This window comes from Imperialibacter sp. (genome assembly GCF_040222385.1).
Lineage (GTDB): Bacteria > Bacteroidota > Bacteroidia > Cytophagales > Cyclobacteriaceae > Imperialibacter.
The window spans coordinates 230,966-255,216 of sequence record NZ_JAVKDF010000039.1 but is presented as its reverse complement, the minus strand read 5'-3'; the positions used below and the strand labels follow the sequence as shown (position 1 = coordinate 255,216).

Genomic DNA, 24,251 nt, shown 5'->3' with positions numbered 1-24,251 from the left:
CAATTCATTAACCCGAAAATTATATCATTATGCAGGAAGTAGTTATTGTTTCAGCAGTACGAACGCCCATCGGAAGTTTTGGAGGCGCTTTGGCGGGCTTGTCTGCCACTCAGCTTGGCTCCATCGCCATTAAAGGCGCACTGGAGAAGGCAGGTGTTGGTGCAAAAGAGATTGATGAAGTATTAATGGGCAATGTGATTTCGGCCAACCTGGGCCAGGCTCCTGCCCGCCAGGCATCATTGGGTGCGGGCATCGGGCAAAATGTGCCCTGCACCACCATCAACAAAGTGTGCTCGTCAGGCATGAAGGCAGTGATGATAGGTGCGCAGTCTATTATGACCGGGCAGAACCAAGTAGTTGTGGCAGGCGGCATGGAAAGCATGACAAACGTGCCCTATTATATCCCAAAAGCACGCTATGGCTACAAATATGGCCACGGCCAACTCATTGACGGCCTCATGCATGACGGCCTATGGGAAATATACAATGGCTTCCCGATGGGCAACTGCGCTGAAAACACGGCCAAAGAAATGAAAATCAGCCGGGAAGAGCAGGACGCCTACGCCATCAATAGTTACAAACGAGTAGCTGCCGCCACAGAGGCTGGCTATTTCAAAGATGAGATTATTCCCGTTGAAATTCCACAACGAAAAGGAGATCCAATTTTGATGAAAGAAGATGAGGAGTTTAAAAATGTGAACTTCGACAAGATACCTGGCCTGCGGCCTGTGTTTGAAAAAGACGGCACGGTAACCGCTGCCAACGCATCCACCATCAATGACGGTGCCTCTGCACTGATCATTATGAGCGCAGCAAAAGCAAAAGAACTGGGACTCATTCCTATCGCAAAGGTCAGAGGCTTTGGAGACGCAGCGCAAGACCCCATATGGTTCACCACTTCTCCATCGCTGGCCATCCCTAAAGCGATGAAAATGGCTGGCGTTAGTAAAAAAGATGTCGATTTCTACGAAATTAATGAAGCCTTTGCTGCAGTGGCGATTGCCAACAATAGAAAACTGGAGCTTGATCCAGCCAAAGTAAATGTATTTGGTGGCGCTGTGGCCCTGGGGCATCCACTTGGCTGCTCCGGCGCTCGGATTATCACCACGCTTAACAGTGTGCTACATCAGGAAGGTGGCACCATTGGCGTGGCAGGTATTTGCAACGGTGGCGGCGGAGCGTCGGCCATTGTCATAGAAAAGATATAGCAACCAAAAAATGAAAAGAGCGCTCGGGCGTTATCAACCGGCGCTCAATTTTAACCTCTTCTGATGCATGATGAAAAATTGCCTTCTATTTACCATGCTTCTCCTTCCTTTGGTTGTGGCCAGCCAAACCAAAATCACCACTTATCACGACCGAATAAAAGGCATTAAAAACGAGGAATACTTTGTGCTGAATGCCGACAGCAGCCAAATTGACGGCAAGTACCTCAAATACAATCAGGAGGGCGTTGTCATTATCGAAGGCGACTATACAAAAGGAAAACGAAACGGCACGTTTTTCAACTATTACGACAACGGCAAGCTGCAAAGAGAAACCCTCTACACCGACGGTTTAAGGCAGGGAGAAACTAAAGTATATCACCCGAACGGCAACCTTCTTCAGATTGCAGTTTTCAAAAACGACACGCTTTCAGGGCAAATCATTTCATATTACGACGACGAGGTCGTTAAGTCTTCCACTGAATTCAAAAGCGGGAAGCCAGACGGTGAAGTAGTAAATTACTATCCCAGCGGCGTGAAGAAAGAGGTTATCCACTATCAAAGCGGGCTGCAGGACGGTGCCACCGAAACCTTCTACGAAAACGGAACCAAGGAAACGGAGGCCTACTATAAAAAAGGAAAACTGGATGGACATTTCAAAACATACTATCCCTCAGGCACGCTAAAAACTGAAGCCTACAATGAGGCCGGGCTGCAAAACGGCACGTACAAAACCTACTACGCCAATGAACAGCTGGAGTATGTTGGCACCTATGTCCAGGGCAAGCTAAGTGGTGCCGCCGACGCTTTTTTTGAAGATGGGACGCCTTCCCAAAAGCTGGTATATAAAGAAGGATCCAGGGTTGGAAAAAATTACACCTACCATCCCAACGGCGCTGTGAAAACGGCAACTGACTACTCCAACAACGAGAAAGACCGCACCATTGAAGAGTTCAATGCCTCAGGTCAGCTTCTCTCCACCAAAACCTACAAGGAGGATATGCGCTCAGGGCAGTGGACACTTTACAATATTGCCGATGGTTCAATCGTCAAAGAAAACTACGTCGACGACAAACTTGACGGAAAAAGGACAACCTATAGTTCGAAAGAAGTAGTTACGGAAGAGGCCGACTTCAAGAATGGCAAACAGCACGGTCTGACTGTTGGCTATTATCCCAATAAAAAAACTGCTTACGAAACTTACTATGAATACGACCGGAAGCATGGCTCACACAAAGCGTTTGACAAATCGGGAGATCTCGTTGAAGAAGGAGCATATGTGAGAAACCTCAAAAATGGCACGTGGAAACATTACGACCGCAAAGGAAGGCTGGAAAAGTCGGTTACCTATAAACTAGGCAAGGTAATCAAGGAGCAATAGCTCGCCATCTCTTCTCCACTACATTTCAAAAAAGAAAATTTTTTAATACGCCACCCATCCATAAATTTGTCACCCTTATGAAAGCCCTCAAGGAAACCCAATTTCAATTTCCCGGCGTCACTGGCAAATACAAAGGCAAAGTGCGGGACGTATACTACCTCGACCAGCTGATGATAGTGGTGGCCAGCGATCGTATTTCAGCTTTTGATGTCATCCTTCCAAGGGCCATTCCGTTCAAAGGCCAAATACTCAACCAAATTGCCGCCAAGTTTCTGGCACTGACCAAAGATGTGGTTCCCAATTGGGTAACGGCAGTACCCGACCCCAATGTAACGATTGGTGTAAAATGCGAACCCTTCAAAGTAGAAATGGTTATCAGGGGGTACTTGGCAGGGCATGCCTGGCGAGAATATAAATCAGGGAAGCGTCAGGTTTGCGGAGTGCCGCTTCCAGAAGGGCTGAAAGAAAATGACAAGCTCCCCTCCCCGATTATCACTCCTACGACCAAAGCTTCACAGGGCCACGATATGGACATTTCCAGGGAGGAAATCATAGCACAGGGGATCGTTTCGGAAGCTGACTACGTGCAACTGGAAAAGTATACACAGGCACTTTATAAAAAGGGCTCAGAATATGCCGCTTCGCAGGGACTCATCTTGGTTGACACTAAATATGAGTTTGGGAAGCACGACGGCACCATATATTTAATTGACGAAATACACACACCGGACTCATCACGGTATTTTTACGCCGACACCTACGCAGCCATCCAGGCAAAGGGAGAACCTCAAAAGCAACTCTCGAAGGAGTTTGTCAGGCAATGGCTGATTGAAAATGGATTTCAGGGCAAAGAAGGTCAAAATGTACCGGAAATGTCAGATGAGGTAGTAAACTCGATCTCACATCGCTATATTGAGCTTTTTGAGAAAGTAACTGGCGAGAAATTTGAAAAACGTAGCTACTCTGGTATCGAATCAACCATAGAGTCGAACGTTTTAGAAAGCCTTAAAGAAATTAGTAAGTAGAAGTAAATCATACACACACATGAAGTATTCGTTAGACAAGAGCGAGAAATACAGCATCTTAAAAATTACGCAGGAAAAACTGGATACCTCTACTGCCCCTGACTACAAATCTGAATTTGTAAAGCTGCAAGCAGAAGGCAGCTCCAACATGATCCTCGATCTTTCCGACGTAAAATATGTCGATTCATCTGGCTTAAGTGCTTTACTTGTTGGCAATCGCTGCTTTTCAGAAGCCGGTGGTATTTTTGTTATGATAGGCATGAACGACCACGTAGTGAAGCTGATTAAAATATCGCAGCTTGACAAGGTGTTGAACATTGTACCCACCAAGGAAGAAGCCATCGATACCGTATTTCTACATGAAATTGAGAGCGGACTCGAAGAGGAAGAAGAATAGCCTCCATTGAGCTTTGTATTAAAAATCCTGGGATCAAACTCCGCCGCTCCGGCGCACAACAGAAACCAAACCTCGCAAGTGCTGGTGGTTGACGATGAGCATTTTCTCATCGATTGCGGAGAGGCTACTCAGCTACAGCTAAAGAAATACAAAGTAAAGGCCACCAAAATCAATCATATTTTCATCAGCCACCTGCATGGCGACCACTACTACGGCCTCATAGGCTTGTTGTCTACCATGCATTTGTACGGCAGAAAGGCCAGGCTTTTTCTATATGGCCCGCCGGGGCTATCCGAAATTCTCAGTCTGCAATTCAAATACTCCAACACCACACTCAACTTTCCTATACAGTTCAAAGAATGGATGCCAGGCACCAGTGAGGTGCTTCTGGAAAACCAGAAAATCATAGTCAGCAGTTTCCCAGTCAATCACCGAATCGCCTGTAGTGGGTTTCTTTTTCGGGAGAAACCAAAAAACAGGCGGATTGAGAAATCCTTACTGCCCCCTAACGTTACACCAACCCTGATCATTAAGCTAAAAAACGGAGAAGACCTGCTGGATGAAAAGGGGAACATCAAATACAAGAATAGCGAAGTAACACTTCCTCCCCGCCCCTCCTATTCGTACGCCTACTGTGCCGACACCAAATACGATGAGTCGCTCATCCAATACATCGGCGGCGTCGACATGCTCTATCACGAGGGTACCTTTCTGGAGGACATGAAAGAGAGAGCTGAGCTGACTTTTCACTCCACGGCAGGGCAGGCAGCTACCCTGGCGCTGAAAGCAGGCGTAGGCAAGTTGATTCTGGGGCACTTTAGCACCCGCTACAAAGAACTAAATCCTTTGCTGGAAGAAGCATTGACTGTGTTTAAAGAATCGTATCTTGGTATTGAGGGGACTGACTTTTCCCCCGCCTGACAAACAGATGGAGCCAACACTCAACAACAAACGAACCAACCTATTCATCGTTCTGAGCGGCATTTTCCTCACCAATGCCGTTGTTGCAGAGATGATTGGGGTCAAAATCTTCTCAGCAGAAGGCACTTTTGGACTGCCTCCTGCTCAAATTCATCTCTTTGGCGACTTTGTCCTCGATTTCAACCTCACGGCTGGTGCCGTCATCTGGCCTGTCGTTTTCATCACCACCGACATTATCAATGAATACTTCGGCAAGCAAGGTGTAAAAAGGATCAGCTACATGACGGCTGGCTTCATTGCCTACGTTTTTCTGGTGATCTACCTCGTAACGTTGCTCGACCCCGCCGCTTTCTGGCTCGACGTCAACGGCACCGACAACGAAGGTCATCCATTCAACATCAACTATGCCTTCAAAGTCATTTTCAGGCAGGGGCTTGGCATTATCATTGGGTCACTGGTGGCGTTCCTTATCGGCCAGTTGCTCGATGTCTATGTGTTTCATCAGCTTCGCAAAGTAACTGGCTCAAAAATGATTTGGCTCAGGGCCACCGGGTCAACGCTGGTCAGTCAGTTCATCGACAGCTTCGTAGTGCTTGGCATAGCTTTCTATGTCCTCGCCCCTGAAGGCGGTCGTTGGAGTCTTTCTCAGCTTGCCGCTGTAGGAACTATCAATTACATCTACAAATTCAGTGTGGCCATCCTGCTCACTCCGCTGCTCTATGTTGCTCACTATTTCATCGACCGATACCTGGGCAAAAAAGAGTCAGAAGAGCTGATTGACGATGCAGCTGCCAAAAGCAAAGGTTTTTTCTGATGAGAATTTATTCCCTTTTATCGATCACCGCATTAAGTGCCTTATCATATTGTAGTCCGGCGACTCAACAACACGAAGTCATTTCCGTCAACGGCAAAATGCCCACCAGCGAAATGGGAACCACGCTCATCCACGAACACATTCTGGTCGACTTTATCGGAGCCGACAGTGTTGGCTACCATCGCTGGAACCGGGACAGCGTGATTGCCCGAGTGCTGCCTTTTCTCGTAGATGCCAAAGAAAGAGGCGTCGACACCTTTATTGATTGCACTCCAGCTTATCTGGGACGGGATCCCTGGCTGCTAAAGGAGCTCAGTGAGCTATCGGGGCTGACGATCATAACCAACACAGGTTACTATGGAGCGGTCGACAACAAGTACTTACCTGAACACGCTTTCACAGAAACAGCGGAGCAACTAGCGGCAAGATGGATCGACGAATTTCAAAACGGCATTGAGGAATCCGGAGTCAGGCCGGGTCTTATAAAAATCAGCGTAAATAGTGACGTTCCACTCTCCGTTGTAGATCAAAAGCTTGTTCGTGCAGCTGCTCTCACCCATATCGCCACGGGATTGACCATTGCTTCCCATACTGGCCCGGCACTGCCTGCCCTGGAAGAAATTGCCCTGCTAGAGGCCGAAGGTGTTGATCCGTCTGCGTTCATTTGGGTGCATGCCCAGATCGAGACTGATTTCACTTACTACAACAAAGCTTATGACTTAGGTGCATGGATCAGTCTTGACGGGGTAGTTTGGGGTGTGGAAGAACACTTGAAGCGACTCACCTATTGCAAGAAAAATGGCCTTTTAAACAAAGTGCTTATTTCGCACGACGCCGGCTGGTACAGCCCAGGTGAATTGAACGGAGGTGACTTCAAGGCATTCACAGCCATTTTTGATGAGCTCATTCCCCTTTTGAAGCAAAACGATTTTTCAGAAAAAGACATAGACCAACTGCTCCGGATCAACCCGGCTCGGGCCTTTGCTATCAAAATAAAAACAGCCAACTAGCCCTTTGGCCTGCGCACATTATCACAAACTATGGCTGTGGCCACAGCTACGTTAAGCGACTCAGCGCCACCATGACCCGGAATGGTTATCGGGTGGCTCACCAGCGGCAGCAAGTCAGCAGAAATACCATTTGACTCATTGCCCATCACTATAAGCCCACCTTCATCAAACCTCTCATCGTAGATATTCTTCCCATTCAAAAGAGCACCATACACAGGCCCGTCATACGCCTTCAACAGCGCATACAGTTCCGTATAAAATACCTTCACCCTCGTCAGCGAGCCCATGCATGCCTGCACCACTTTCCCTGCGAACAGGTCAGTTGTTTCCGGAGAGCAATACACCTTGCCGATGCCGTACCAGTCGGCTATTCTGATGATTGTACCAAGGTTACCAGGATCCCTCACGTCGTCCAATGCAAGAGCAAACTCCGAAACAGCGGGTGTTTCAAACTGATATGTAGGCATTTGAACAACTGCCAATGCGGCATTGTTGGACTGCAAGCCACTGGCCATTTCCAGCTCCCGCTCCGAAACTATTTCTGCCTGAATGGGTGCCGATTTTAGAATAAATTCGTTTTCTGCGTAAAAGGAAGCGGTTACATACAGTTCTATGAGATTGAAATCCGACTGTAAAACTTCAAGCACACTTTTGCCACCTTCTACCACAAAAAGCCCCTCCTGCTTTCTGAATTTTTTTAATTGCAGTGATTTAATGAATTTTGCCCTGTTTTTCGAAATCATTCCCGTGACGGCTTCAATCCGCAAATTAGTATTAATAACCATTATTGCTGCTGCTTTTTCGGGCACTTTATCCGGCTGTCTGGGAGTGCGGTACCTGAAGGAGGATGAGAAGCTGCTTTACAAAGAATCTATAGAAAATGCCAAGGGCCTGAATATAGATGAACTCGAAGCTCAGTTTCAGCAAAAGCCCAATCGGCGTACACCGATTTTTCCCTGGTCACTTTATGTAAATGTCTACTATTGGGGACAACACAGATACGATTCAGCAAAATACCAAAGTAAAAAAGAAAGCGCCATTGCCAGGTACGACGCTAAGATTGCCAAAGCAATCGATAAAAAAAAGCCAAAAAAAGCAGAGCTTCTTAAATCAAGAAAGCTCAAGAAGGTCGCTAAAATTGACAAAACCCTGAAAGAAGGCAATTTATTCATGCGGTGGGGTGAAGAGGTCGCTGTTTTCAAGCCGGAGTTGCGAGAACAAACCGAACAGCAACTTGTATCCTACCTCCAGTCGGAGGGGTATTTCAATGCCGGTGTTAGCTCATCGCTGAAGGAAAAGGGGAAACTTGTTTCGGTGACATATGAGCTTGACAGAAAGAAACCCTATGTTATTGATTCTATATTTTACGGCATACCCGACGACGAGATCAAGGACATTGTAGTTAACTCAGAGAATAAATCGCTGTTAGTCAAGGGCGACAGATATCGCCAACGGGAGCTGGCCAGTGAACGGGAGAGAGTCTACGAATCTCTTGTGAACAAGGGTTACTACAGATTCAATAAGCAACTCATTTCTTTTCAGGTGGACACAGCAAGCCTGGGCGACAAAAAGGTTCTCATTGAAATTGGAGTAAAATCACTGGTAAAGGAAAATGATCATAAAAGATTTGTCATCGACTCGGTAAACTTCATTACTGACGCCAACATCAATATCCCTGGTGAGAAGCGAAGTAACAAGATGTATCATGATGTCAACTATAGCTTTTATGAGGAGCGATACAACAAAAAAATACTTGACTGGAGGGTGTTCATCTATCCGGATAGTATGTATAGCAGGGCCAACACGTTCGAGACACAAAAGCAATTGGCTAACCTTGATATCTTCAAGTTTGTCAACATCAACTACGACACTATAGGCACTCATTTCATCGCCAACATCTACACCAGCCCTCTTCAGAAGTTCCAAACCTCAACAGAGTTTGGCGTCAATGTAAGTCAGGGACTTCCCGGCCCGTTTCTCAACGCCAACATAAAGGACAGGAATGTATTCAAAGGGCTGGAAATACTTGAACTATCCGGCCGGTTTGGCATCGAAGGCGTCGCTTCGCCCACTAACGTCAAGGACGTCTATTCCAGCAAGGAGTATGGAGGAAATCTTGCTTTAACCTTTCCACAGTTTATCACTCCGGCCTCCTGGAGCAGGCGAAGAGACCAGGGTCGACTCAACCCAAGGACACGGTGGCTGGTAGGTACAACCGTTACCGACAGGCGTGAATACAAACGAACCAACTTCAACTCGACCTGGGCATATATCTGGCAAAAGGACAATAAGCACCTGTTCAACCTGACGCTTGCCGATGTCAGCTTTATCGACTCTGAACTGAGAAACGATGCCTTCCGGGATTTGCTGGAAGACTATGCAAGCAGAGGTAATCTACTGATCAATTCTTTCAATCCATCTTATGTTGGCAGCACAAGCTTCTCAGTGGCTGTCAACAACAACAGCTATGGCATCACTAAAGGGAACGCCAGCTTTTTCAGGGTTTTTGTCGAGACCAGCGGAAACACTCTCTGGTTTTTCAATGAGGACAATCTGATGAACGACCGGCTGGAGTACTACCAATTTTCCAAAGCTAATTTCGACTTCAGAAAGGTAACCAACCTTTCCTCGAAGCACGACCTAGCCTACCGCTTTAACGTTGGGGTGGCTGTGCCCTACGGCATAAACACGGTACTGCCTTATGAAAAGTACTTCTTTGCTGGTGGTAGCAATGGCATCAGAGCCTGGCGCCCCCGGCGGCTTGGTCCGGGCTCTTACACGCCACCACTCAACGATAATCCAGAAAAAGACGGACTTTACGACTACAGCTTCGAACAACCTGGTGAAATACTATTCGAAACAAGTGTAGAATATCGCAGGAGGCTTTTCAGCTTTGTATCCTGGGCGTTCTTTATCGATGCCGGTAATGTATGGACGCTCAGAGATGACGCCACCAGGCCCGGAAGCCAGTTCAAAGTTGACACATTTGCTAAAGAAATCGCAGTTGGCTCGGGTTTTGGCCTGAGGTTCGATTTTTCGTTCCTCATCCTCAGACTTGATGCAGGAGCCAAGATACATGATCCTGCAAGGCCTCCCGGGCAAAGGTGGGTCTTCGATAAGCTGCTGACCAACTTTCCCTTTGGCGAAAAAGAACAAACTATTCTGAATATTGGAATCGGGTACCCTTTCTAGTTTTCTGGTTCTTCTATATTTGCTCTTGAATTGACATCGTTGAAGCTATGCCTGGAAAAGAAGAAATTACAAATTGGTTTAAGAGCTTACAGGACAATATCTGTGTGTCATTGGAAGCGGCCGACGGCATTGGTTCCTTTGAAGAGGATGCCTGGGACAGGCCCGGCGGCGGCGGTGGCCGCTCACGTGTAATAAGAAATGGAAAAGTAATTGAAAAAGGAGGAGTCAACTTTTCTGCCGTGTGGGGCCCAACACCGGAAAAAGTCCTTCAATCCTTTGGCCTCGACAAGGCAGATTTCTACGCTACCGGCGTTTCCATCGTACTCCACCCCTCCAATCCCTTCGTGCCTATCATTCACATGAACGTGCGGTACTTTGAAATGAGCAATGGCGTATGCTGGTTTGGCGGCGGCATTGATCTTACACCACACTACGTAAATCCCGACGACGCCGTCTATTTCCACCAGGCACTCAAAGACACTTGCGACAAGCACAATCCGGCCTACTACCCAAAATTCAAGGAATGGGCTGACAACTATTTCTACGTACAGCATCGTCAGGAAACCCGTGGCGTTGGGGGAATATTCTTCGACCACCTGAAAGCGGAAGGTGAAATTTCAATGGACGACCGTTGGAAGTTTGTACAGGACGTAGGCAACACTTTTGCACCTACCTACACGCACCTGATGAAAAAGAACCATGACCTGCCTTTTGGCGAGCAGCAGAAAAACTGGCAGATGCTGCGAAGAGGCCGCTATGTGGAGTTCAATCTGGTGCTGGATCGGGGCACAAAATTTGGATTGGAAACAGATGGACGCATTGAATCGATTCTGATGAGTCTTCCCCCCTTGGCTGGCTGGGAGTACAACCACCAGCCTGAAGCAGGCACTCCCGAACACGACACACTGTCCTTTCTCAAGAAAGGAATTAACTGGTTGAGCGTATGAACTGGTTGGTTGAATTAGATCAACAATTTTTTCTGTGGCTCAATGCACACCACGCCATTTGGCTCGACGGCCCCATGCTGCTGATAACAGGAAGGAATACCTGGATTCCGCTTTACCTCGTTCTCATTATCTGGCTTATCTACAAGCAAAAAAAGGAAGCGATCTGGTCAATACTTGCCATCGTACTTACCATTGCAATTGCAGATCAACTCACGTCTGGTTTAATGAAGCCATTTTTTGAAAGGCTGAGACCATGTCATGACCCAGGCATTTCCTCGCTGGTACACCTTGTCGGCGGATGCGGCGGCAAATTTGGTTTTGCCTCCTCACATGCAGCCAACACTTTTGCGTTGGCCGCATTCATCAGTTTGTTGCACAAAGGCAAATCCTACTGGCACTTTGTGTGGTTCGCCTGGGCTGCCTTAGTAACCTATAGCCGGATTTATGTTGGTGTACACTATCCCGGCGATTTACTTGTGGGAGCCCTTGTGGGTATTGCCGCAGCCTATACCATTTATCTGGTTGGAAGAAAAACAGGCAGACTAAAGCATGTTTAGCTTCTTGATAAATTTCTCTTTGTAAGAAGCTCCTACTGGCACACTCTTATCACCAATCATGATATTCGATTCCTCGAGGTGGTCAACATTGTCGATATTAATAATGTACGACCTGTGCACCCTGGCAAAGGAAGTGGTAGGGAGTCGCTTTTCTATCCCTTTCATTGTGTAATGAACAATGTACTTACCTTTTTTGGTGTTGAAGATCACGTAATCAGCCAGCGCCTCCACAAATAGCAGGTCACTTAGCTGAATCCTCACAAGCCTTCCGTCGCACTTCACAAAAACATGGGTTTGTTTTTCTACAAACCTACGAAGTGTCTCAATATTCTCTTTGCCTTTGGTAGCAGCCTTCAAAAACCGTGGATACTCGAAAGGCTTTACCAGGTAGTCGACCACGCTATTTTCAAATGCCTGCACTGCATATTGCTCTTCGGAAGTGATGAATACAATCTGATAAGATTTATCCAACGACTCCATTAACTCAAGCCCCGACATTTCTGGCATTTGGATATCCAGAAACAGCAGATCGACGTCAGCATCCTCCTTTACTAATATGTTCTTGGCCTCAATGGGATTAGCAAGCTCATAGCTCAACGTTAGAAACTCCGTTTTTTCAATATAGTGCTTAACCAGCTTCCTTGCCAGCGGGTCATCATCCACTACCATACATTTAACTTCCATAGTAAATTCTTAAGGTTGAAGGTTCAGGTCGATTAGTATCCTTTTATTATTCTCTGAATATATTTCCCCAAAATATCAAATTCAAGATTAACATTAGTACCCTTGCTGATATTTTTGAAATTTGTATGCTCAAAAGTATAGGGAATAATGGCCACCCTAAACTCCCCTTTTCTTGAGTTAAAACAAGTCAGGCTTACACCATTGACACAAATGGAGCCTTTTTCGACAGTGACATTGCCCAATGCGTCATCATACTTAAAGTCGAACAGCCAACTGCCGTCTTCTTCCGTTCTGCTTATACAAACGCCAACCTGATCAACATGCCCTTGTACGATATGGCCATCGAACCGACCGTTGGCCAGCATGCATCTTTCAAGGTTAACAAGATCGCCTTCGCCCAGCAACCCCAGCGAGGTCTTCTCCAAGGTTTCGTGGATGGCAGTGACCTGATGCGCTCCACCGTCTACGCCAACTACCGTCAGGCAAACACCATTATGAGACACACTCTGATCTATCTTTAGCTCGGCGCTAATCTCACTTTCGATTGTGAAAGTATAGTTGGTTCCTGACTTTTCTATCTTCTCTACTTTCCCCGTAGTTTCAACAATCCCTGTAAACATCTTTTCTAGTAATTATCCAGCGAATTTAATTGGCAGAACCTCCCCACGGTAGCCTTTTCCAATATCTTTCAAAAGTAATGAACAAAACCCATCTCCTTCTGTGACCAGTAGTGTCAATTCAATTAAATTGCCGTCAGAATGGAAGACAGCTACAGGCATAAAGGGCTAAGAAGAGGACTTGTAAATACGTTAATTGAAAAAGGGATCAAGAGCAAAATGGTGCTCGATGCCATTGGCAAAGTACCTCGTCACTTTTTCTTCGACAATGCCTTTGTAGAACACGCCTATCAGGACAAGGCCTTTCCCATTGGGGAAGATCAAACCATTTCTCAGCCCTACACTGTGGCGTTTCAAACACAGCTAACAGGCGCAGGACCGGGGAGTAAAATTCTGGAAATCGGCACCGGATCTGGCTATCAGTGTTGTATTTTATTGGAGCTTGGCGCTGAAGTCTACACCATTGAGTACAACAAAGTGCTTTATGAAAGAACCCGTAAATTTCTACCGTCCATGGGGTACAAGGCCCATTTTTTTCAGGGAGACGGATCGAAGGGTATGCCTAACTTTGCTCCATTCGACGCTATTTTAGTCACTGCCGGAGCGCCCACAATTCCCACCGCACTTGTTGAGCAGCTAAAGCCAGGAGGCAGGCTGGTGATACCGGTGGGTGATGACAAAAGCCAAAAAATGATCCGAATAACCAAAAAAGAAGGCAACAAACTGGTGAAAGAAACTTTCGATAATTTTAGCTTTGTGCCATTACTGGGCGAGCATGGCTGGGGCAAAAAATAAGAAGATGGCAAAAAAAGCAAAAAGTGCAAAGGAATCGGAAGTAGTCATGACAGAGCTGGTGTTGCCCAACGACACCAACACGCTCAACAACCTCATGGGAGGTCGGCTGATGCACTGGATGGACATCGTAAGCGCCATTGCTGCACAGAAGCATTCAAACCGCATCGTGGTAACAGCCTCCGTTGACAACGTTTCTTTTGGGAAGCCCATACGGCTGGGAAATGTTGTAACACTCAAGGCCCGGGTGACACGTGCATTCAGTTCCTCCATGGAAGTATATATTCAGGTGACAGCCGAAGACATTCCAGGCAATAAAAAAATAGACAGCAACACCGCCTTTTTTACTTTTGTGGCAGTAGACCAAACCGGCCGACCAATTGATGTGCCGGAACTAACTCCTGAAACAGAATTTGAAAAAGAGCTCTACGAAGGTGCACTTCGCCGCCGTCAGCTGAGGCTGGTGTTGGCAAAAAGGATGAAGCCTGAGGATGCCGTAGAGTTGAAGTCTATTTTTAAGTTAAAACCCGAAGACCTGAGCTAAATCACTATGGGCGCTGATCTCCATCCGGCTTCGTTGAAAGCTTTGTTTACTGAAGAGCTTTACCTGATTGGTGAAAAGCAAAGTGCTCAGGCACCAGCAGAAAAGCCGGCCCCTGTTGAAGCTACAAAACCGGAGGCCACAAAACCCCCAATGGCTGAACCAGCCGCCCCCAAACAAAACACGCTAATCATTCTCAAACAACCCTTTCAGGCACTCGAAGCGTCGCAGAAAGAGCTACTGACCAAAATCACAGGGGCAGTTAGCATAGACCTGAGCAGTGCTGTGCTCATCAGCGAATCGGATTACAAAGCCAATCCAGCACAAACAGTTTCCTTCAGCAAGGTACTCTCGTTCGGCGTGGAGTTACCAGTCTCCACCTCAAAATACTTAGTCATCAAAAGGGATGGACAGCAGTACCTGGCCTCCGACAGCCTGGCTGCCCTCGAACAAGCCATTGCGCTAAAAGGAAAGCTTTGGAAAGCCATGCAGGAGATGTTCCTCGGCTAGCAATCGGCTCGAAATCCTTTCGTTTTTAATTTCTGATATTGTATTTTGGTGACAGTTTTTTTTAAGCTTTTTCCAGCCTTGGACATTTTTGTAAGCTAACCAACTCTATCTAATATGAATAAGATTCTAAAGGTGACGATTATCGTCATCAGTGTGTTAATCCTGATAATTGCGTCAGGCTTGTCCTACCTGAAATTTGCACTTCCTGACGTGGGGCCTGCCCCCGAGATATCAGTTGAAGGTACCGAACAGCAAATTGAACGAGGCCGCTACCTCGCTAACCACGTAAGCGTTTGCATCGATTGCCACTCCACACGTGACTGGAGCAAGTTTGCCGGACCTCCTATACCTGGTACTGAAGGCAGAGGCGGTGAACTTTTTGATCAGAGCTTTGGCTTCCCGGGTCGGTTTGTTTCGAAAAATATCACGCCTTATCACCTGGAAAGCTGGACGGACGGAGAAATTTACAGAGCCATTACAACAGGCGTTAGCAAACAGGGAACAGCCTTCTTCCCCGTAATGCCCTACAAGTACTATGGCAAAATGGACACTGAGGATATTAAGTCTATTATCGCTTATGTCCGATCACTCACTCCCTTAGCATTTGATCCCGAGTCTTCCGCCGCCGATTTTCCCGTCAATTTCATCATCAATACTATGCCAGCAGCGGCCAGTCCGAAGAAAATACCAGACCCGAAAAATGTAGTCGAGTACGGCGCCTATGTGGCAAATGCCGCAGGCTGTGCCGAATGCCACACCAAGCAGGAAAACGGGCAAGTGGTGGGCGAGCTGTTTGCAGGCGGATTTGAATTCAACATGGGCAACGGCTATATGGTATCGTCCATGAACATTACCCCACACGAAACGGGCATCGGCAAATGGACAAAAGCAGCCTTTATCCAACGGTTCAAGCTTTACACCGACTCCACCTACGTACTACCTGATGTGGACATGGCAAAAGGTGAATTCCAAACTGTGATGCCATGGACCATGTACGCTGGCATGACCGAGCAGGACTTGGGAGCCATTTACGAATATTTGCAAACAATTGATCCCGTACCGAACACAGTGGAACGCTGGAAAAAGCTATAAACCAGCCATTTGTTAACCTCTTAAAATCAGACACTTACACTTACGAATGAAACAAAATAGTTTTAAAAACGCTATAACTAGTTGTAACCAGTTATAAATTTTAAATTAAAAACTATGAAAATTCTAAGAGGTGTATTGATGTCAGCTATGCTGTCGATGTTGTTATTTAGTTGTACCCAGGACTCAAAAAAAGAGGCTGAGGACATGAAAGAGAATGCAACAGAAGCTGTAGAAAATGCGACTGATAAGATCAAAGTTGAAAAGGCGAAGCTTACCGCCAAAATTGAAAATCAGATTGACGAGTTGGATGAGAAGCTCGAAGGTTTGAAGGACAAAATGGACGAGGAAAGCGAAACGCTCAAAGAAAAACTCAATGATCAAAAGGAGCAGCTTCAGTCCAAACTGGAAGACGTGAAAGAGGCTACCAAAGACAATTGGAATGGCATCAAAGAAGATGCAACCACAGTTGTCAACAATGTAAAAAAGGAGTTCAACGACGTGTTCAAAAAAGAAGAGAGCTAATAAATCAGAAGACTAGCACATAATCAAAATGAAGAGTGGACAAACGTCCACTCTTTCTGTTTAGGGGGTATTTCGCCCATTCCCCAATGAATTTCTCTTCCTAACAATACATTTCATTGCCTTTGGCGAAAGTTATTGATAAGTTCGAAAAACCGACAGACACGAAACCGTGCTAATATTGTTACTATTGAAACTATGAAAATTCTAAAGAATTCATTTGCTGCCATTATTGTATTTGCCACAATATTCTCTGCGTGCCAAAGCAATAAAAATGAAAGCCAAAGTGCCGAAGCCAGTGAAACGGAAACATCCGGTGAAATGAAGCCCGCTTTTGTTGCCAATCCGCAGTTCATTGCCAAAAGAGAAGTGACTACGCTTGAAATAGGAGCAAAAGCACCAGACTTCAACCTACCAGGTGTTGATGGAAAGTTCTACACCCTTGACGACTTCAGCGATGCCAGTGTGCTTGTGATCATTTTCACATGCAACCACTGCCCTACTGCCCAGGCCTACGAAGACCGCATCAAAGCTGTTGTGAACGATTACAAAGGCAAAAGTGTGAAGCTGATAGCCATTTCACCCAACAGCCCTATGGGACTACTCTACGAAGAACTAGGGTACACCGACCTGAACGACGACTATACGGCCATGCAACTCAGAGCCGACTATATGGACTACAATTTTCCTTACCTGTACGACGGCGACACTGAAGAAGCCTCTCTGCAATATGGCCCGGTCGCTACTCCTCACGCTTTTGTTTTCGACAGCAACAGAGCATTGACCTACAATGGTCGTCTTGACAAAGTGGAAAAACCCGGCACAACCAACTCAGAGGATTTGAGAGCTGCAATAGACGCCACCCTTGAAGGAAAACCTATAGCTGAGCCGGTAACAAAAGTCTTTGGCTGCTCCACAAAGTGGGGATGGAAAACAGACATGAGAGACCGGGTAGACAAAGACTGGAACAGCAGAGAGGTGAAGGTTGAAGACATCGATTTGGCAGGCATCAAAACTTTGCTAAAAAACGACGACTCGAAAAAACTAAGACTTATCAATGTGTGGGCTACCTGGTGCGGCCCATGCATGCTGGAGTATCCCGAGTTTATCGCCATCCAACGTATGTACGGTGCCCGTGATTTCGAATTTGTATCCATCTCGGCTGATAAGCTGGAAAAGAGAGATAAAGTGCTCGAGTTTCTTGATAAAAAGGAATCGGGAGTACCCAACTATATATTTACGGGCGGCGACAACTATGCTATGGTTGAGGCGTTTGGTGACGGCTGGGACGGCGCATTGCCTTACACAGCACTGGTAGAGCCGGGAGGCAAGGTGGTGTACGAGCACCAGGGTGAAGTCGACTTCCTGGAACTAAAAAGAGCCATTGTAGAACATGAGATGATAGGCAGAGTGTACTAACATTCCCACATTTCCCGTCCTGAAAAATCTGATAAGTGAAGTCTGGAAACGGGCTTCACTTTTGTTTTTTAGGGAAATTGCTTAAAAACCATCCTCAAAAATCAGCCATTCTTCCTCAAATTCTCTCCTTACGTCCATTAGTGACTGCTGAGGGTTAACTCTAAGCCATCTTTGTATGTTTAATAGGCTGTTGACACTGTCTTCAGTGTAAAATTCATCGCATGGCAATTATAGAAACCAACGGAAAGAACTTAAGAATACTCCTCCATTTTGGAGTTTGGTTCATTCTGTTTTTCTTTCCCGTCTTCGTTTTTTATGGCGACACACTCGACATTAGCATTGTGGCACGCAGAACCTGGGCGCCAATGGGATTTTCCGTCATCATTTTCTATGTGAATTACTTCATCTTTATTGAAAAATTCATTTTCGATAGAAAAGGGCTTCGTTTTATTGTTTCTAATATTCTGCTGGTGGCAGTCTGCATTTTTCTGCACAGTCAAATCAGAGAAATCTTTTTTGAAAGCCACGACAAGCCCCACTCGTCAAGCTTCAAAATATTTTCAGTTTACTGGGAGTCAATCACGGCCATTATTACCATTGGACTGAGCCTGGCAGTGAGGATGACACAGCGGTGGATTGAATCTGAAAACTTAAGGAGAAACTCCGAAAATGCACAATTACATTCCGAACTCACCTACCTGCAATACCAGTTGCAGCCTCATTTTTTCTTCAACTCGCTTAACAACATCTACTCACTGGTAGACAGCGCTCCAGAAAAGGCAAAGGAAACTATCCACAGCCTGGCAAAACTGATGAGATACATGCTTTACGAAGCGAAGGAAGGTAAAGTATCACTAGCAAAAGAAGTGGAGTTTCTGGAAAAGTTTATCGACCTGATGGAGATAAGGCTTCCAGCCAACATCAAAGTGAAAAAGAGTTTTGGGAAAGTGCAGGAGGGAATTACAATCACCCCACTTCTTTTCCTTCCACTCGTGGAAAACGCTTTCAAACACGGAGCCAGCGGATCGGCAAAGGGAACCATTGAATTTGAGCTGGTAATGGCAAATGGCGAAGTGACATTTACAGTAGCAAACCCTAACCTACCAAAAACTATGGACGACAAAAGTGGTTCTGGCATAGGGTTGGTCAATCTTGAAAAAAGGCTGGATTTGATGTATGCTGGAAAATACAGCATTAGCCATGACATAGCGGATGACATTTATAAAACAGAGCTAAAAATTAAGCTATGAAAAAGATTCGCTGCCTGATTGTCGACGATGAGCCATTAGCACTCAACCTTATTGAGGGCTACGTGGAAAAAACGCCTTTTCTCGAGCTGGCTGGAAAATGCAGTAGTGCGTATGAGGCCTTGGAAAAAATAGCCGCTGAAAAAATAGATTTACTGTTTCTCGATATTCAAATGCCTGGGCTTACTGGCATGGAACTTTCGAGATCTTTGAAAAATGGCCCCAAGGTCGTTTTCACAACAGCGTTCGAAGAATACGCTCTGGAAGGCTTCAAAGTCGACGCAATAGACTACTTGCTTAAGCCATTTAACTACGAGGAGTTTCTGAAATCAGCAAATAAGGCCAGAGAATGGATATCGGTGACTTCAGGCGGTAGCTCGGAAACCGATCCCAATGCCCTTTTTGTCAAATCAGAATATAAACTGGTAAAAATCGACTTGCAGAAGGTGCTTTACATCGAAGGGCTGAAGGACTACGCAAAAATATTCCTTCAGGATCAAACAAGGCCCGTCATGACATTGATGAGCTTGAAATCATTAGAAGAGCAGCTTCCATCTCAACAATTCATGAGAATACACCGGTCTTTTATTGTGAGACTAGACCGCATTGACCTGATAGAAAGAAACAAGGTGGTCATTGGACAGGTGGGCATCACGATTGCAGACGCATACAAAGAAACATTTCAGGCATACCTGAACAAAAAATCAGTGAAGTAATGAAACTAACATACAACATAAAGTCAAATAGGATCCTTAGCATGAAAAAGCTTCTTACCATCATGTTTACAATTGGCAGCGTAGGACTTGCCGTAGCCCAGTCGGCAGCGATAAGCAACACCCCGATGCAAGCTCCTGGCGAAGCCAGCTACAGAAGCGTGCCTACAGCCACCACTGATGCCGGAAACGGCGAAATTGAGGGAGTTGTACTGGACGCCGAAACAAATCAGCCAGTAGAGTTTGCCACGGTTTCTCTTATCGACCCTGCAACAGACAAGCCCATCGACGGCGCCGTTTGCGACAACAAAGGCCAATTCAAAATTTCAAAAGTTGAGGCGGGCACATACAACGTGGCTATTTCTTTCATTGGTTATGAAAGACAAGTGATCGAAGGGATTACTGTCGAAGATAAAAAAGACAAAGTAAACCTTGGCGTTATCAAGCTGGGGTCTGCCACTGAGGTTCTTCAGGAAGTGTCAGTTGTCAGTCAGCGTGATATGGTGGAAGAGAAAGTAGACAGAACCATTTACAATGCCGAGCTTGATGCTACCACCAGAGGCGGCAATGCTACAGATGTGCTTAGACGTGTACCGATGCTTTCGGTTGACATGGATGGAAACGTGAGTTTAAGAGGTAACGAAAATATCAGGGTGCTGATCAATAACAAGCCTTCGGCGATCATGGCAGCCAATATTGCGGATGCCCTGAAGCAAATTCCTGCAGACGAAATAAAGTCTGTAGAGGTAATCACCTCGCCATCGGCCAAATATGACGCCGAAGGAACATCAGGGATTATTAACATTATCACCAAGAAGAATAACCTGCAGGGCGCTACACTGAACGTCAATACAGGTGTAGGCCTCCGGGGATCGAACCTTGGGCTAAATGGCGCCCTACAAACCAAGAAACTGGGACTGTCGCTGGGCGGCTTCGGCAGGTCTGAGTACAATACCACAGGTAGCTTTGAAAACAGGCAAACTACAATCAGTAATGGGGTAGAAACCTTTACCACTCAAGAAGCAAGTACCACTTCCAACAGGCTATTTGGACGTTACACCTTTGGACTTGACTATGACTTCAACGAGAAAAACTACCTGACTGGATCAGTACAGCTAGGAGCCAGAAATGGCAAGGGTACCCAGGATGATCTAACACGTCGGTCATTTCGAGATGATGTTCTGGTGAGCGAAACATTAATGGACGTCGAAACAAAAGATTTATCCAATAACATTGACGTAAGTCTGGCCTACACCCATGTGTTTGATAAGCCCCAGAAAGAGTTGACCATCATGGGTATGTGGAGCAAAAACAATAGAACCAATGATTTCAGCAACTACAACTACGACGTAGATGACGAAACGTTATTGAACAGGTTGAAGAACCTGAACGACAGCTACGATGAAGAAACTACTTTACAAATTGACTACACCAGCCCCATCGGTGATAAGCAGCTAGTGGAATATGGTGCCAAGCAAATTATGAGAACCGCCATTAGTGAGTTTACCTACCTCACGGCTGATGGTGCCAATGGTAGCTATGTGCAGCTGACAGGCACGACGCTCAACAACAATCTTGATTACAGACAGGGAATTACTTCAGGATATTTATCCTACACTGCCTCCCTTCCAAAAGACTACAGCGTAAAAGCAGGTGCCAGATACGAGTATACGACGATTGACGCTTTTACAAAAACAGAAAGCGATATTGACATCCCATCCTACGGTGTAATTGTACCAAGCGTTAACCTATCGAAGAAACTGGAAAACGGCAACATGATAAAACTGGGTTATAACAGAAGAATACAACGCCCATCCATCAGGTTTCTGAACCCTAACATACAAGCTTCTAATCCATTGAATATTTCAGTTGGAAACCCAGAACTAGACCCTGAATACACTAACAACTATGAGCTGGGCTACAGCTCCTACTTCAAAAGGTCTTCTATACAAACAGCCCTTTTCGTCCGCAATACCACTGGCGCCATCAGCAGCGTGCGTGATGTAAGAGGCGACACAATCAGAACCACCTACCAAAATATTGGCCAGGAAGATGCCTACGGCATTAACCTTTCGGCTAACATCAACTTTGGGAAGCTAATGCTCAATGGTGGTTCAGATGTGTACTATGCTGTGCTTTCAAACAACAACCCTGATCCCATTTACAATGCCAGCAATACCGGCATTGTTATCAGTGGTAGGTTTTTTGGAAACTATGACCTGGGCAATGGATATGGCCTACAAATGTTCAGCTTTTTCCGCCTGAGAAGGACCGAGCTGCAGGGCTACAGAGGTGGGTTTGGCATGTACAACCTTGGCATCAAGAAAGACTTTAACGAAAGGCGTGGAAGCATTGGTCTGGGGGTTCAGAACTTCCTCAACCCAAAGCTGAAGGTTAAGAGTGAAACCATTACCCCTGTTATCGTACAAAACAGCATTGATATCAGAAACAACCTTAGCTTTTCTTTGAACTTCAGCTATCGAATTGGTAAGATAAGCACGGATGGCCCTCAGCGCAGAAGAAAGTCCATTCAAAATGACGACCTGAAAGATGGCGGTGACGGTGGTGACAGCAACGGAGGCGGTGCTGCGGCTCCTGCTTCTGCACCGAGAAGAGGTAGAGGAAATTAAGCCAGATTCAGGCGCAAGGGAATAATTTAAGTTTGGTAGGGATAAAGGCCGTGGCATGTTTGCCCGGCTTTTTCTGTTTTACCGGTGCGATCCCGTGCCACCATCCCTGTTTGCCGCTGCTAAATCTTCGGACAACCCTGTAATTTCTTTTTGCTATCTTTTGGGTTGTAACCATACCTGCACCTCTATGTTAGCTGATAAAGCAAAACCAGGCAGCCTTATTGCCACACTCCTGTTGACTAGTCTTTTTTGGTCCTGCGAGCAAAAAGAAGAACTAACTCCACCCAACATACTATGGATAGTCAGCGAAGACAACAGCCCCTTTCTTGGTGCTTATGGCGACGATTTCGCTACTACCCCCACTCTCGATTCCCTGGCCGCCCTCAGTGTTCTCTACACCAACGCCTTTGCTACCACACCAGTGTGTGCCCCTTCCCGATCTACACTCATCACAGGCATGTACAGCGCCTCGCTGGGCACCCTGCCCATGCGCAGCCCCTACCCCATCCCGGACTACATGCGTTTCTTTCCCAATTACCTCAGGGATGCTGGCTACTACACTACCAACAACTCCAAGAAAGATTACAATACGGTTGATCAACCTGAATGTTGGGACGAATCCAGCAACAAAGCGACTTACCTGAACCGGCAGCCTGGTCAACCGTTCTTCCATGTTCAGAATATTTTCATTACTCATGAAAGTCAGATTCACGATTCAATTCCCTGGGGAGACCTGAAACACGATCCGACCAAAGTACCCATGCCTGCATACCATCCCCGCACCAAAGACATGGAGCACGACTGGGCACAGTACTACGACCGGGTGCAGCAAATGGATTCTCAAGTGGCTGGTATTTTGGCCGATTTGAAAAAAAGCGGAGAGGCAGAAAATACCATTGTCTTTTACTATTCCGACCATGGCGGAGTGCTGGGCAGAAGCAAGAGGTTTATGTACGAATCAGGGCTTCACATCCCTTTGATTATCAACTTCCCGGAGAAGTACAAGCACCTGGCACCATCAGCAGCGGGCTCTAAAAGTGATCGTTTGGTTAACTTTGCCGACTTCGGCCCAACCGTACTAAGTCTGGCAGGCGTAACAGTGCCTGACTATATGCAGGGCAAACCGTTTTTAGGTAGCCAGCAGGCCGAGCCGAAGCAATATGCCCATGCCTACCGGGGACGAATGGATGAGAGAATTGATCTGGTAAGAGGTGTAAGAGACAAACAGTTCAGGTACATCAGGAACTACATGCCTCACAAGCCCAATGGCCAGCACCTTTACTACCTATGGCTGGCTCGCTCTATGCCTTCCTGGGAAAAGGCTTTTAAAAATGGTGAGTTGAATGACGTGCAATCAAGGTTTTGGCTGCCAAGGCCTGCCGAAGAGCTCTACGATGTTGCGAAAGACCCGGACAATATCAACAACCTGGCGACCGACGCAGCATACGCTAATACCTTGCTGGAGCTTCGAAATGAGAACCTTAGGTGGGTAAAAGAGATCAGGGATGCCAACTTCCTGCCAGAGCCAATGACAGCTGAAATATCGGAAGTGCAGCCTGTATTCGACTATGTGAGAGGCAAAGACTTCCGGATGGATTACGTGATTGAAACTGCCGACCTGGCGAGTATGCGTGATCCTTCTGCACTGCCGGAGTTGATCAAGAGACTTGATGACCCCAACGCAGCCGTAAGGTATTGGGCAGTTACCGGCACCATGATACTAGAGGACAAATCACCCGAAACAAAAGCCGTTCTGCTTAAAATGGCTAAAGATCCCTCGGCAAGTGTGCGGCTGGCTGTCGCTGAAGCCCTTTACAAATCGGGAATTAAGAAAGAAGCGCTTGATATCTGCGTCTCCGAACTGCAATCTCCCAGAGCGATTACCCGGGTGTATGCAGCCAACGTGCTTGAAGAGTTTGGAATGGATGCGCTTCCTGCAAAGCAAGCTCTCGAACAATCGCTTGCCGACAGTGTAGGGCAGGCCATCAGCGAGACACCAAAAGCTGTCAATCACATCCTGGACAGGTTAAAGTAGGCC

The 24,251-nt window shown here is 46.4% G+C and carries 23 protein-coding genes; 20 read left to right on the top strand and 3 right to left on the bottom strand.

Annotated features, from left to right (window positions below):
• Positions 1-29: 29 nt before the first annotated feature.
• From RIG68_RS20805 to RIG68_RS20775, 7 genes are all read left to right on the top strand, one after another.
• Positions 30-1,208: an acetyl-CoA C-acyltransferase gene (locus RIG68_RS20805; protein WP_350126717.1), complete on the top strand. Its 1,179-nt coding sequence runs from the start codon at positions 30-32 to the stop codon at positions 1,206-1,208.
• A gap of 67 nt (positions 1,209-1,275) precedes the next feature.
• Positions 1,276-2,586, top strand: coding sequence for a toxin-antitoxin system YwqK family antitoxin (locus tag RIG68_RS20800; protein WP_350126714.1), 1,311 nt, complete (start codon positions 1,276-1,278; stop codon positions 2,584-2,586).
• Positions 2,587-2,663: 77 nt separating this feature from the next.
• Complete coding sequence (locus RIG68_RS20795; RefSeq protein WP_350126711.1) at positions 2,664-3,611, top strand: phosphoribosylaminoimidazolesuccinocarboxamide synthase; 948 nt, start codon at positions 2,664-2,666, stop codon at positions 3,609-3,611.
• A gap of 19 nt (positions 3,612-3,630) precedes the next feature.
• The gene (locus RIG68_RS20790; RefSeq protein WP_151999824.1) at positions 3,631-4,008 is read left to right on the top strand and encodes an STAS domain-containing protein; all 378 of its coding nucleotides are present in this window, start codon (positions 3,631-3,633) and stop codon (positions 4,006-4,008) included.
• Positions 4,009-4,014: 6 nt separating this feature from the next.
• Positions 4,015-4,929 carry a ribonuclease Z gene (locus RIG68_RS20785; RefSeq protein ID WP_350126708.1) on the top strand — a complete coding sequence of 305 codons (915 nt, stop codon included), beginning with the start codon at positions 4,015-4,017 and terminating at the stop codon, positions 4,927-4,929.
• Positions 4,930-4,936: 7 nt separating this feature from the next.
• Positions 4,937-5,743 carry a queuosine precursor transporter gene (locus RIG68_RS20780; protein WP_350126705.1) on the top strand — a complete coding sequence of 269 codons (807 nt, stop codon included), beginning with the start codon at positions 4,937-4,939 and terminating at the stop codon, positions 5,741-5,743.
• Positions 5,743-6,753: a phosphotriesterase family protein gene (locus tag RIG68_RS20775; RefSeq protein WP_350126702.1), complete on the top strand. Its 1,011-nt coding sequence runs from the start codon at positions 5,743-5,745 to the stop codon at positions 6,751-6,753. Before RIG68_RS20780 ends, RIG68_RS20775 begins: the two co-directional genes overlap by 1 nt.
• Here the strand turns inward: RIG68_RS20775 and RIG68_RS20770 are convergent.
• Positions 6,750-7,496 (bottom strand): TrmH family RNA methyltransferase, encoded by a 747-nt coding sequence (locus RIG68_RS20770; RefSeq protein WP_350126699.1) that lies wholly within the window; start codon positions 7,494-7,496, stop codon positions 6,750-6,752. The genes RIG68_RS20775 and RIG68_RS20770 overlap by 4 nt on opposite strands.
• On the opposite strand from RIG68_RS20770, the gene tamL reads away from it, so the two are divergent.
• From tamL to RIG68_RS20755, 3 genes are read left to right on the top strand one after another with little or no spacing between them, the layout of a single operon-like run.
• Positions 7,468-9,945, top strand: a complete 2,478-nt coding sequence (gene tamL / locus RIG68_RS20765) for a translocation and assembly module lipoprotein TamL (protein WP_350126696.1) — start codon at positions 7,468-7,470, stop codon at positions 9,943-9,945. The two genes, RIG68_RS20770 and tamL, sit on opposite strands and share 29 nt — an antisense overlap.
• A gap of 47 nt (positions 9,946-9,992) precedes the next feature.
• Positions 9,993-10,892 (top strand): oxygen-dependent coproporphyrinogen oxidase, encoded by a 900-nt coding sequence (gene hemF / locus RIG68_RS20760; RefSeq protein WP_350126693.1) that lies wholly within the window; start codon positions 9,993-9,995, stop codon positions 10,890-10,892.
• The gene (locus tag RIG68_RS20755; RefSeq protein ID WP_350126690.1) at positions 10,889-11,449 is read left to right on the top strand and encodes a phosphatase PAP2 family protein; all 561 of its coding nucleotides are present in this window, start codon (positions 10,889-10,891) and stop codon (positions 11,447-11,449) included. The genes hemF and RIG68_RS20755 overlap by 4 nt, the downstream gene beginning before the upstream one ends.
• Here RIG68_RS20755 and RIG68_RS20750 read toward each other — a convergent pair.
• Positions 11,435-12,133 carry a LytR/AlgR family response regulator transcription factor gene (locus RIG68_RS20750; protein ID WP_151999832.1) on the bottom strand — a complete coding sequence of 233 codons (699 nt, stop codon included), beginning with the start codon at positions 12,131-12,133 and terminating at the stop codon, positions 11,435-11,437. The two genes, RIG68_RS20755 and RIG68_RS20750, sit on opposite strands and share 15 nt — an antisense overlap.
• Positions 12,134-12,165: 32 nt before the next feature.
• The gene (locus tag RIG68_RS20745; RefSeq protein ID WP_350126687.1) at positions 12,166-12,753 is read right to left on the bottom strand and encodes a riboflavin synthase; all 588 of its coding nucleotides are present in this window, start codon (positions 12,751-12,753) and stop codon (positions 12,166-12,168) included.
• Between the two features lie 138 nt (positions 12,754-12,891).
• Here RIG68_RS20745 and RIG68_RS20740 point away from each other — a divergent pair, with 138 nt between their 5' ends.
• The 10 genes from RIG68_RS20740 to RIG68_RS20695 all read left to right on the top strand — a co-directional run bounded on the left by RIG68_RS20740 (position 12,892) and on the right by RIG68_RS20695 (position 24,248).
• Entirely contained in the window at positions 12,892-13,545 is a 654-nt protein-coding gene (locus RIG68_RS20740; protein WP_350126684.1) for a protein-L-isoaspartate(D-aspartate) O-methyltransferase, read from the top strand.
• Positions 13,546-13,549: 4 nt separating this feature from the next.
• Positions 13,550-14,086 (top strand): acyl-CoA thioesterase, encoded by a 537-nt coding sequence (locus RIG68_RS20735; protein WP_151999835.1) that lies wholly within the window; start codon positions 13,550-13,552, stop codon positions 14,084-14,086.
• Positions 14,087-14,092: 6 nt separating this feature from the next.
• The gene (locus tag RIG68_RS20730; RefSeq protein ID WP_350126681.1) at positions 14,093-14,593 is read left to right on the top strand and encodes a hypothetical protein; all 501 of its coding nucleotides are present in this window, start codon (positions 14,093-14,095) and stop codon (positions 14,591-14,593) included.
• A 114-nt stretch (positions 14,594-14,707) separates the two neighbouring features.
• On the top strand, positions 14,708-15,685 hold the full coding sequence (locus RIG68_RS20725; RefSeq protein WP_151999837.1) for a c-type cytochrome: 978 nt from the start codon (positions 14,708-14,710) through the stop codon (positions 15,683-15,685).
• A gap of 114 nt (positions 15,686-15,799) precedes the next feature.
• Positions 15,800-16,207 carry a sll1863 family stress response protein gene (locus RIG68_RS20720; protein WP_350126678.1) on the top strand — a complete coding sequence of 136 codons (408 nt, stop codon included), beginning with the start codon at positions 15,800-15,802 and terminating at the stop codon, positions 16,205-16,207.
• Between the two features lie 195 nt (positions 16,208-16,402).
• Positions 16,403-17,623 (top strand): redoxin family protein, encoded by a 1,221-nt coding sequence (locus RIG68_RS20715; RefSeq protein WP_350126675.1) that lies wholly within the window; start codon positions 16,403-16,405, stop codon positions 17,621-17,623.
• A gap of 221 nt (positions 17,624-17,844) precedes the next feature.
• On the top strand, positions 17,845-18,873 hold the full coding sequence (locus RIG68_RS20710) for a sensor histidine kinase (protein ID WP_350126672.1): 1,029 nt from the start codon (positions 17,845-17,847) through the stop codon (positions 18,871-18,873).
• Positions 18,870-19,586 (top strand): LytR/AlgR family response regulator transcription factor, encoded by a 717-nt coding sequence (locus RIG68_RS20705; RefSeq protein ID WP_151999841.1) that lies wholly within the window; start codon positions 18,870-18,872, stop codon positions 19,584-19,586. The genes RIG68_RS20710 and RIG68_RS20705 overlap by 4 nt, the downstream gene beginning before the upstream one ends.
• Before the next feature lie 41 nt (positions 19,587-19,627).
• Positions 19,628-22,213 (top strand): TonB-dependent receptor, encoded by a 2,586-nt coding sequence (locus tag RIG68_RS20700; protein ID WP_350126669.1) that lies wholly within the window; start codon positions 19,628-19,630, stop codon positions 22,211-22,213.
• Between the two features lie 187 nt (positions 22,214-22,400).
• Positions 22,401-24,248, top strand: coding sequence for a sulfatase-like hydrolase/transferase (locus tag RIG68_RS20695; RefSeq protein ID WP_350126666.1), 1,848 nt, complete (start codon positions 22,401-22,403; stop codon positions 24,246-24,248).
• Positions 24,249-24,251 lie beyond the last annotated feature (3 nt).

Coding starts and splice junctions, on each gene's coding strand:
- RIG68_RS20805 (WP_350126717.1), top strand. CDS start 30: ATGCAGGAAGTAGTTATTGTTTCAGCAGTACGAACGCCCATCGGAAGT.
- RIG68_RS20800 (WP_350126714.1), top strand. CDS start 1,276: ATGATGAAAAATTGCCTTCTATTTACCATGCTTCTCCTTCCTTTGGTT.
- RIG68_RS20795 (WP_350126711.1), top strand. CDS start 2,664: ATGAAAGCCCTCAAGGAAACCCAATTTCAATTTCCCGGCGTCACTGGC.
- RIG68_RS20790 (WP_151999824.1), top strand. CDS start 3,631: ATGAAGTATTCGTTAGACAAGAGCGAGAAATACAGCATCTTAAAAATT.
- RIG68_RS20780 (WP_350126705.1), top strand. CDS start 4,937: ATGGAGCCAACACTCAACAACAAACGAACCAACCTATTCATCGTTCTG.
- RIG68_RS20775 (WP_350126702.1), top strand. CDS start 5,743: ATGAGAATTTATTCCCTTTTATCGATCACCGCATTAAGTGCCTTATCA.
- tamL (WP_350126696.1), top strand. CDS start 7,468: ATGAATTTTGCCCTGTTTTTCGAAATCATTCCCGTGACGGCTTCAATC.
- RIG68_RS20770 (WP_350126699.1), bottom strand. CDS start 7,496: ATGATTTCGAAAAACAGGGCAAAATTCATTAAATCACTGCAATTAAAA.
- hemF (WP_350126693.1), top strand. CDS start 9,993: ATGCCTGGAAAAGAAGAAATTACAAATTGGTTTAAGAGCTTACAGGAC.
- RIG68_RS20755 (WP_350126690.1), top strand. CDS start 10,889: ATGAACTGGTTGGTTGAATTAGATCAACAATTTTTTCTGTGGCTCAAT.
- RIG68_RS20750 (WP_151999832.1), bottom strand. CDS start 12,133: ATGGAAGTTAAATGTATGGTAGTGGATGATGACCCGCTGGCAAGGAAG.
- RIG68_RS20745 (WP_350126687.1), bottom strand. CDS start 12,753: ATGTTTACAGGGATTGTTGAAACTACGGGGAAAGTAGAGAAGATAGAA.
- RIG68_RS20740 (WP_350126684.1), top strand. CDS start 12,892: ATGGAAGACAGCTACAGGCATAAAGGGCTAAGAAGAGGACTTGTAAAT.
- RIG68_RS20735 (WP_151999835.1), top strand. CDS start 13,550: ATGGCAAAAAAAGCAAAAAGTGCAAAGGAATCGGAAGTAGTCATGACA.
- RIG68_RS20730 (WP_350126681.1), top strand. CDS start 14,093: ATGGGCGCTGATCTCCATCCGGCTTCGTTGAAAGCTTTGTTTACTGAA.
- RIG68_RS20725 (WP_151999837.1), top strand. CDS start 14,708: ATGAATAAGATTCTAAAGGTGACGATTATCGTCATCAGTGTGTTAATC.
- RIG68_RS20720 (WP_350126678.1), top strand. CDS start 15,800: ATGAAAATTCTAAGAGGTGTATTGATGTCAGCTATGCTGTCGATGTTG.
- RIG68_RS20715 (WP_350126675.1), top strand. CDS start 16,403: ATGAAAATTCTAAAGAATTCATTTGCTGCCATTATTGTATTTGCCACA.
- RIG68_RS20710 (WP_350126672.1), top strand. CDS start 17,845: ATGGCAATTATAGAAACCAACGGAAAGAACTTAAGAATACTCCTCCAT.
- RIG68_RS20705 (WP_151999841.1), top strand. CDS start 18,870: ATGAAAAAGATTCGCTGCCTGATTGTCGACGATGAGCCATTAGCACTC.
- RIG68_RS20700 (WP_350126669.1), top strand. CDS start 19,628: ATGAAAAAGCTTCTTACCATCATGTTTACAATTGGCAGCGTAGGACTT.
- RIG68_RS20695 (WP_350126666.1), top strand. CDS start 22,401: ATGTTAGCTGATAAAGCAAAACCAGGCAGCCTTATTGCCACACTCCTG.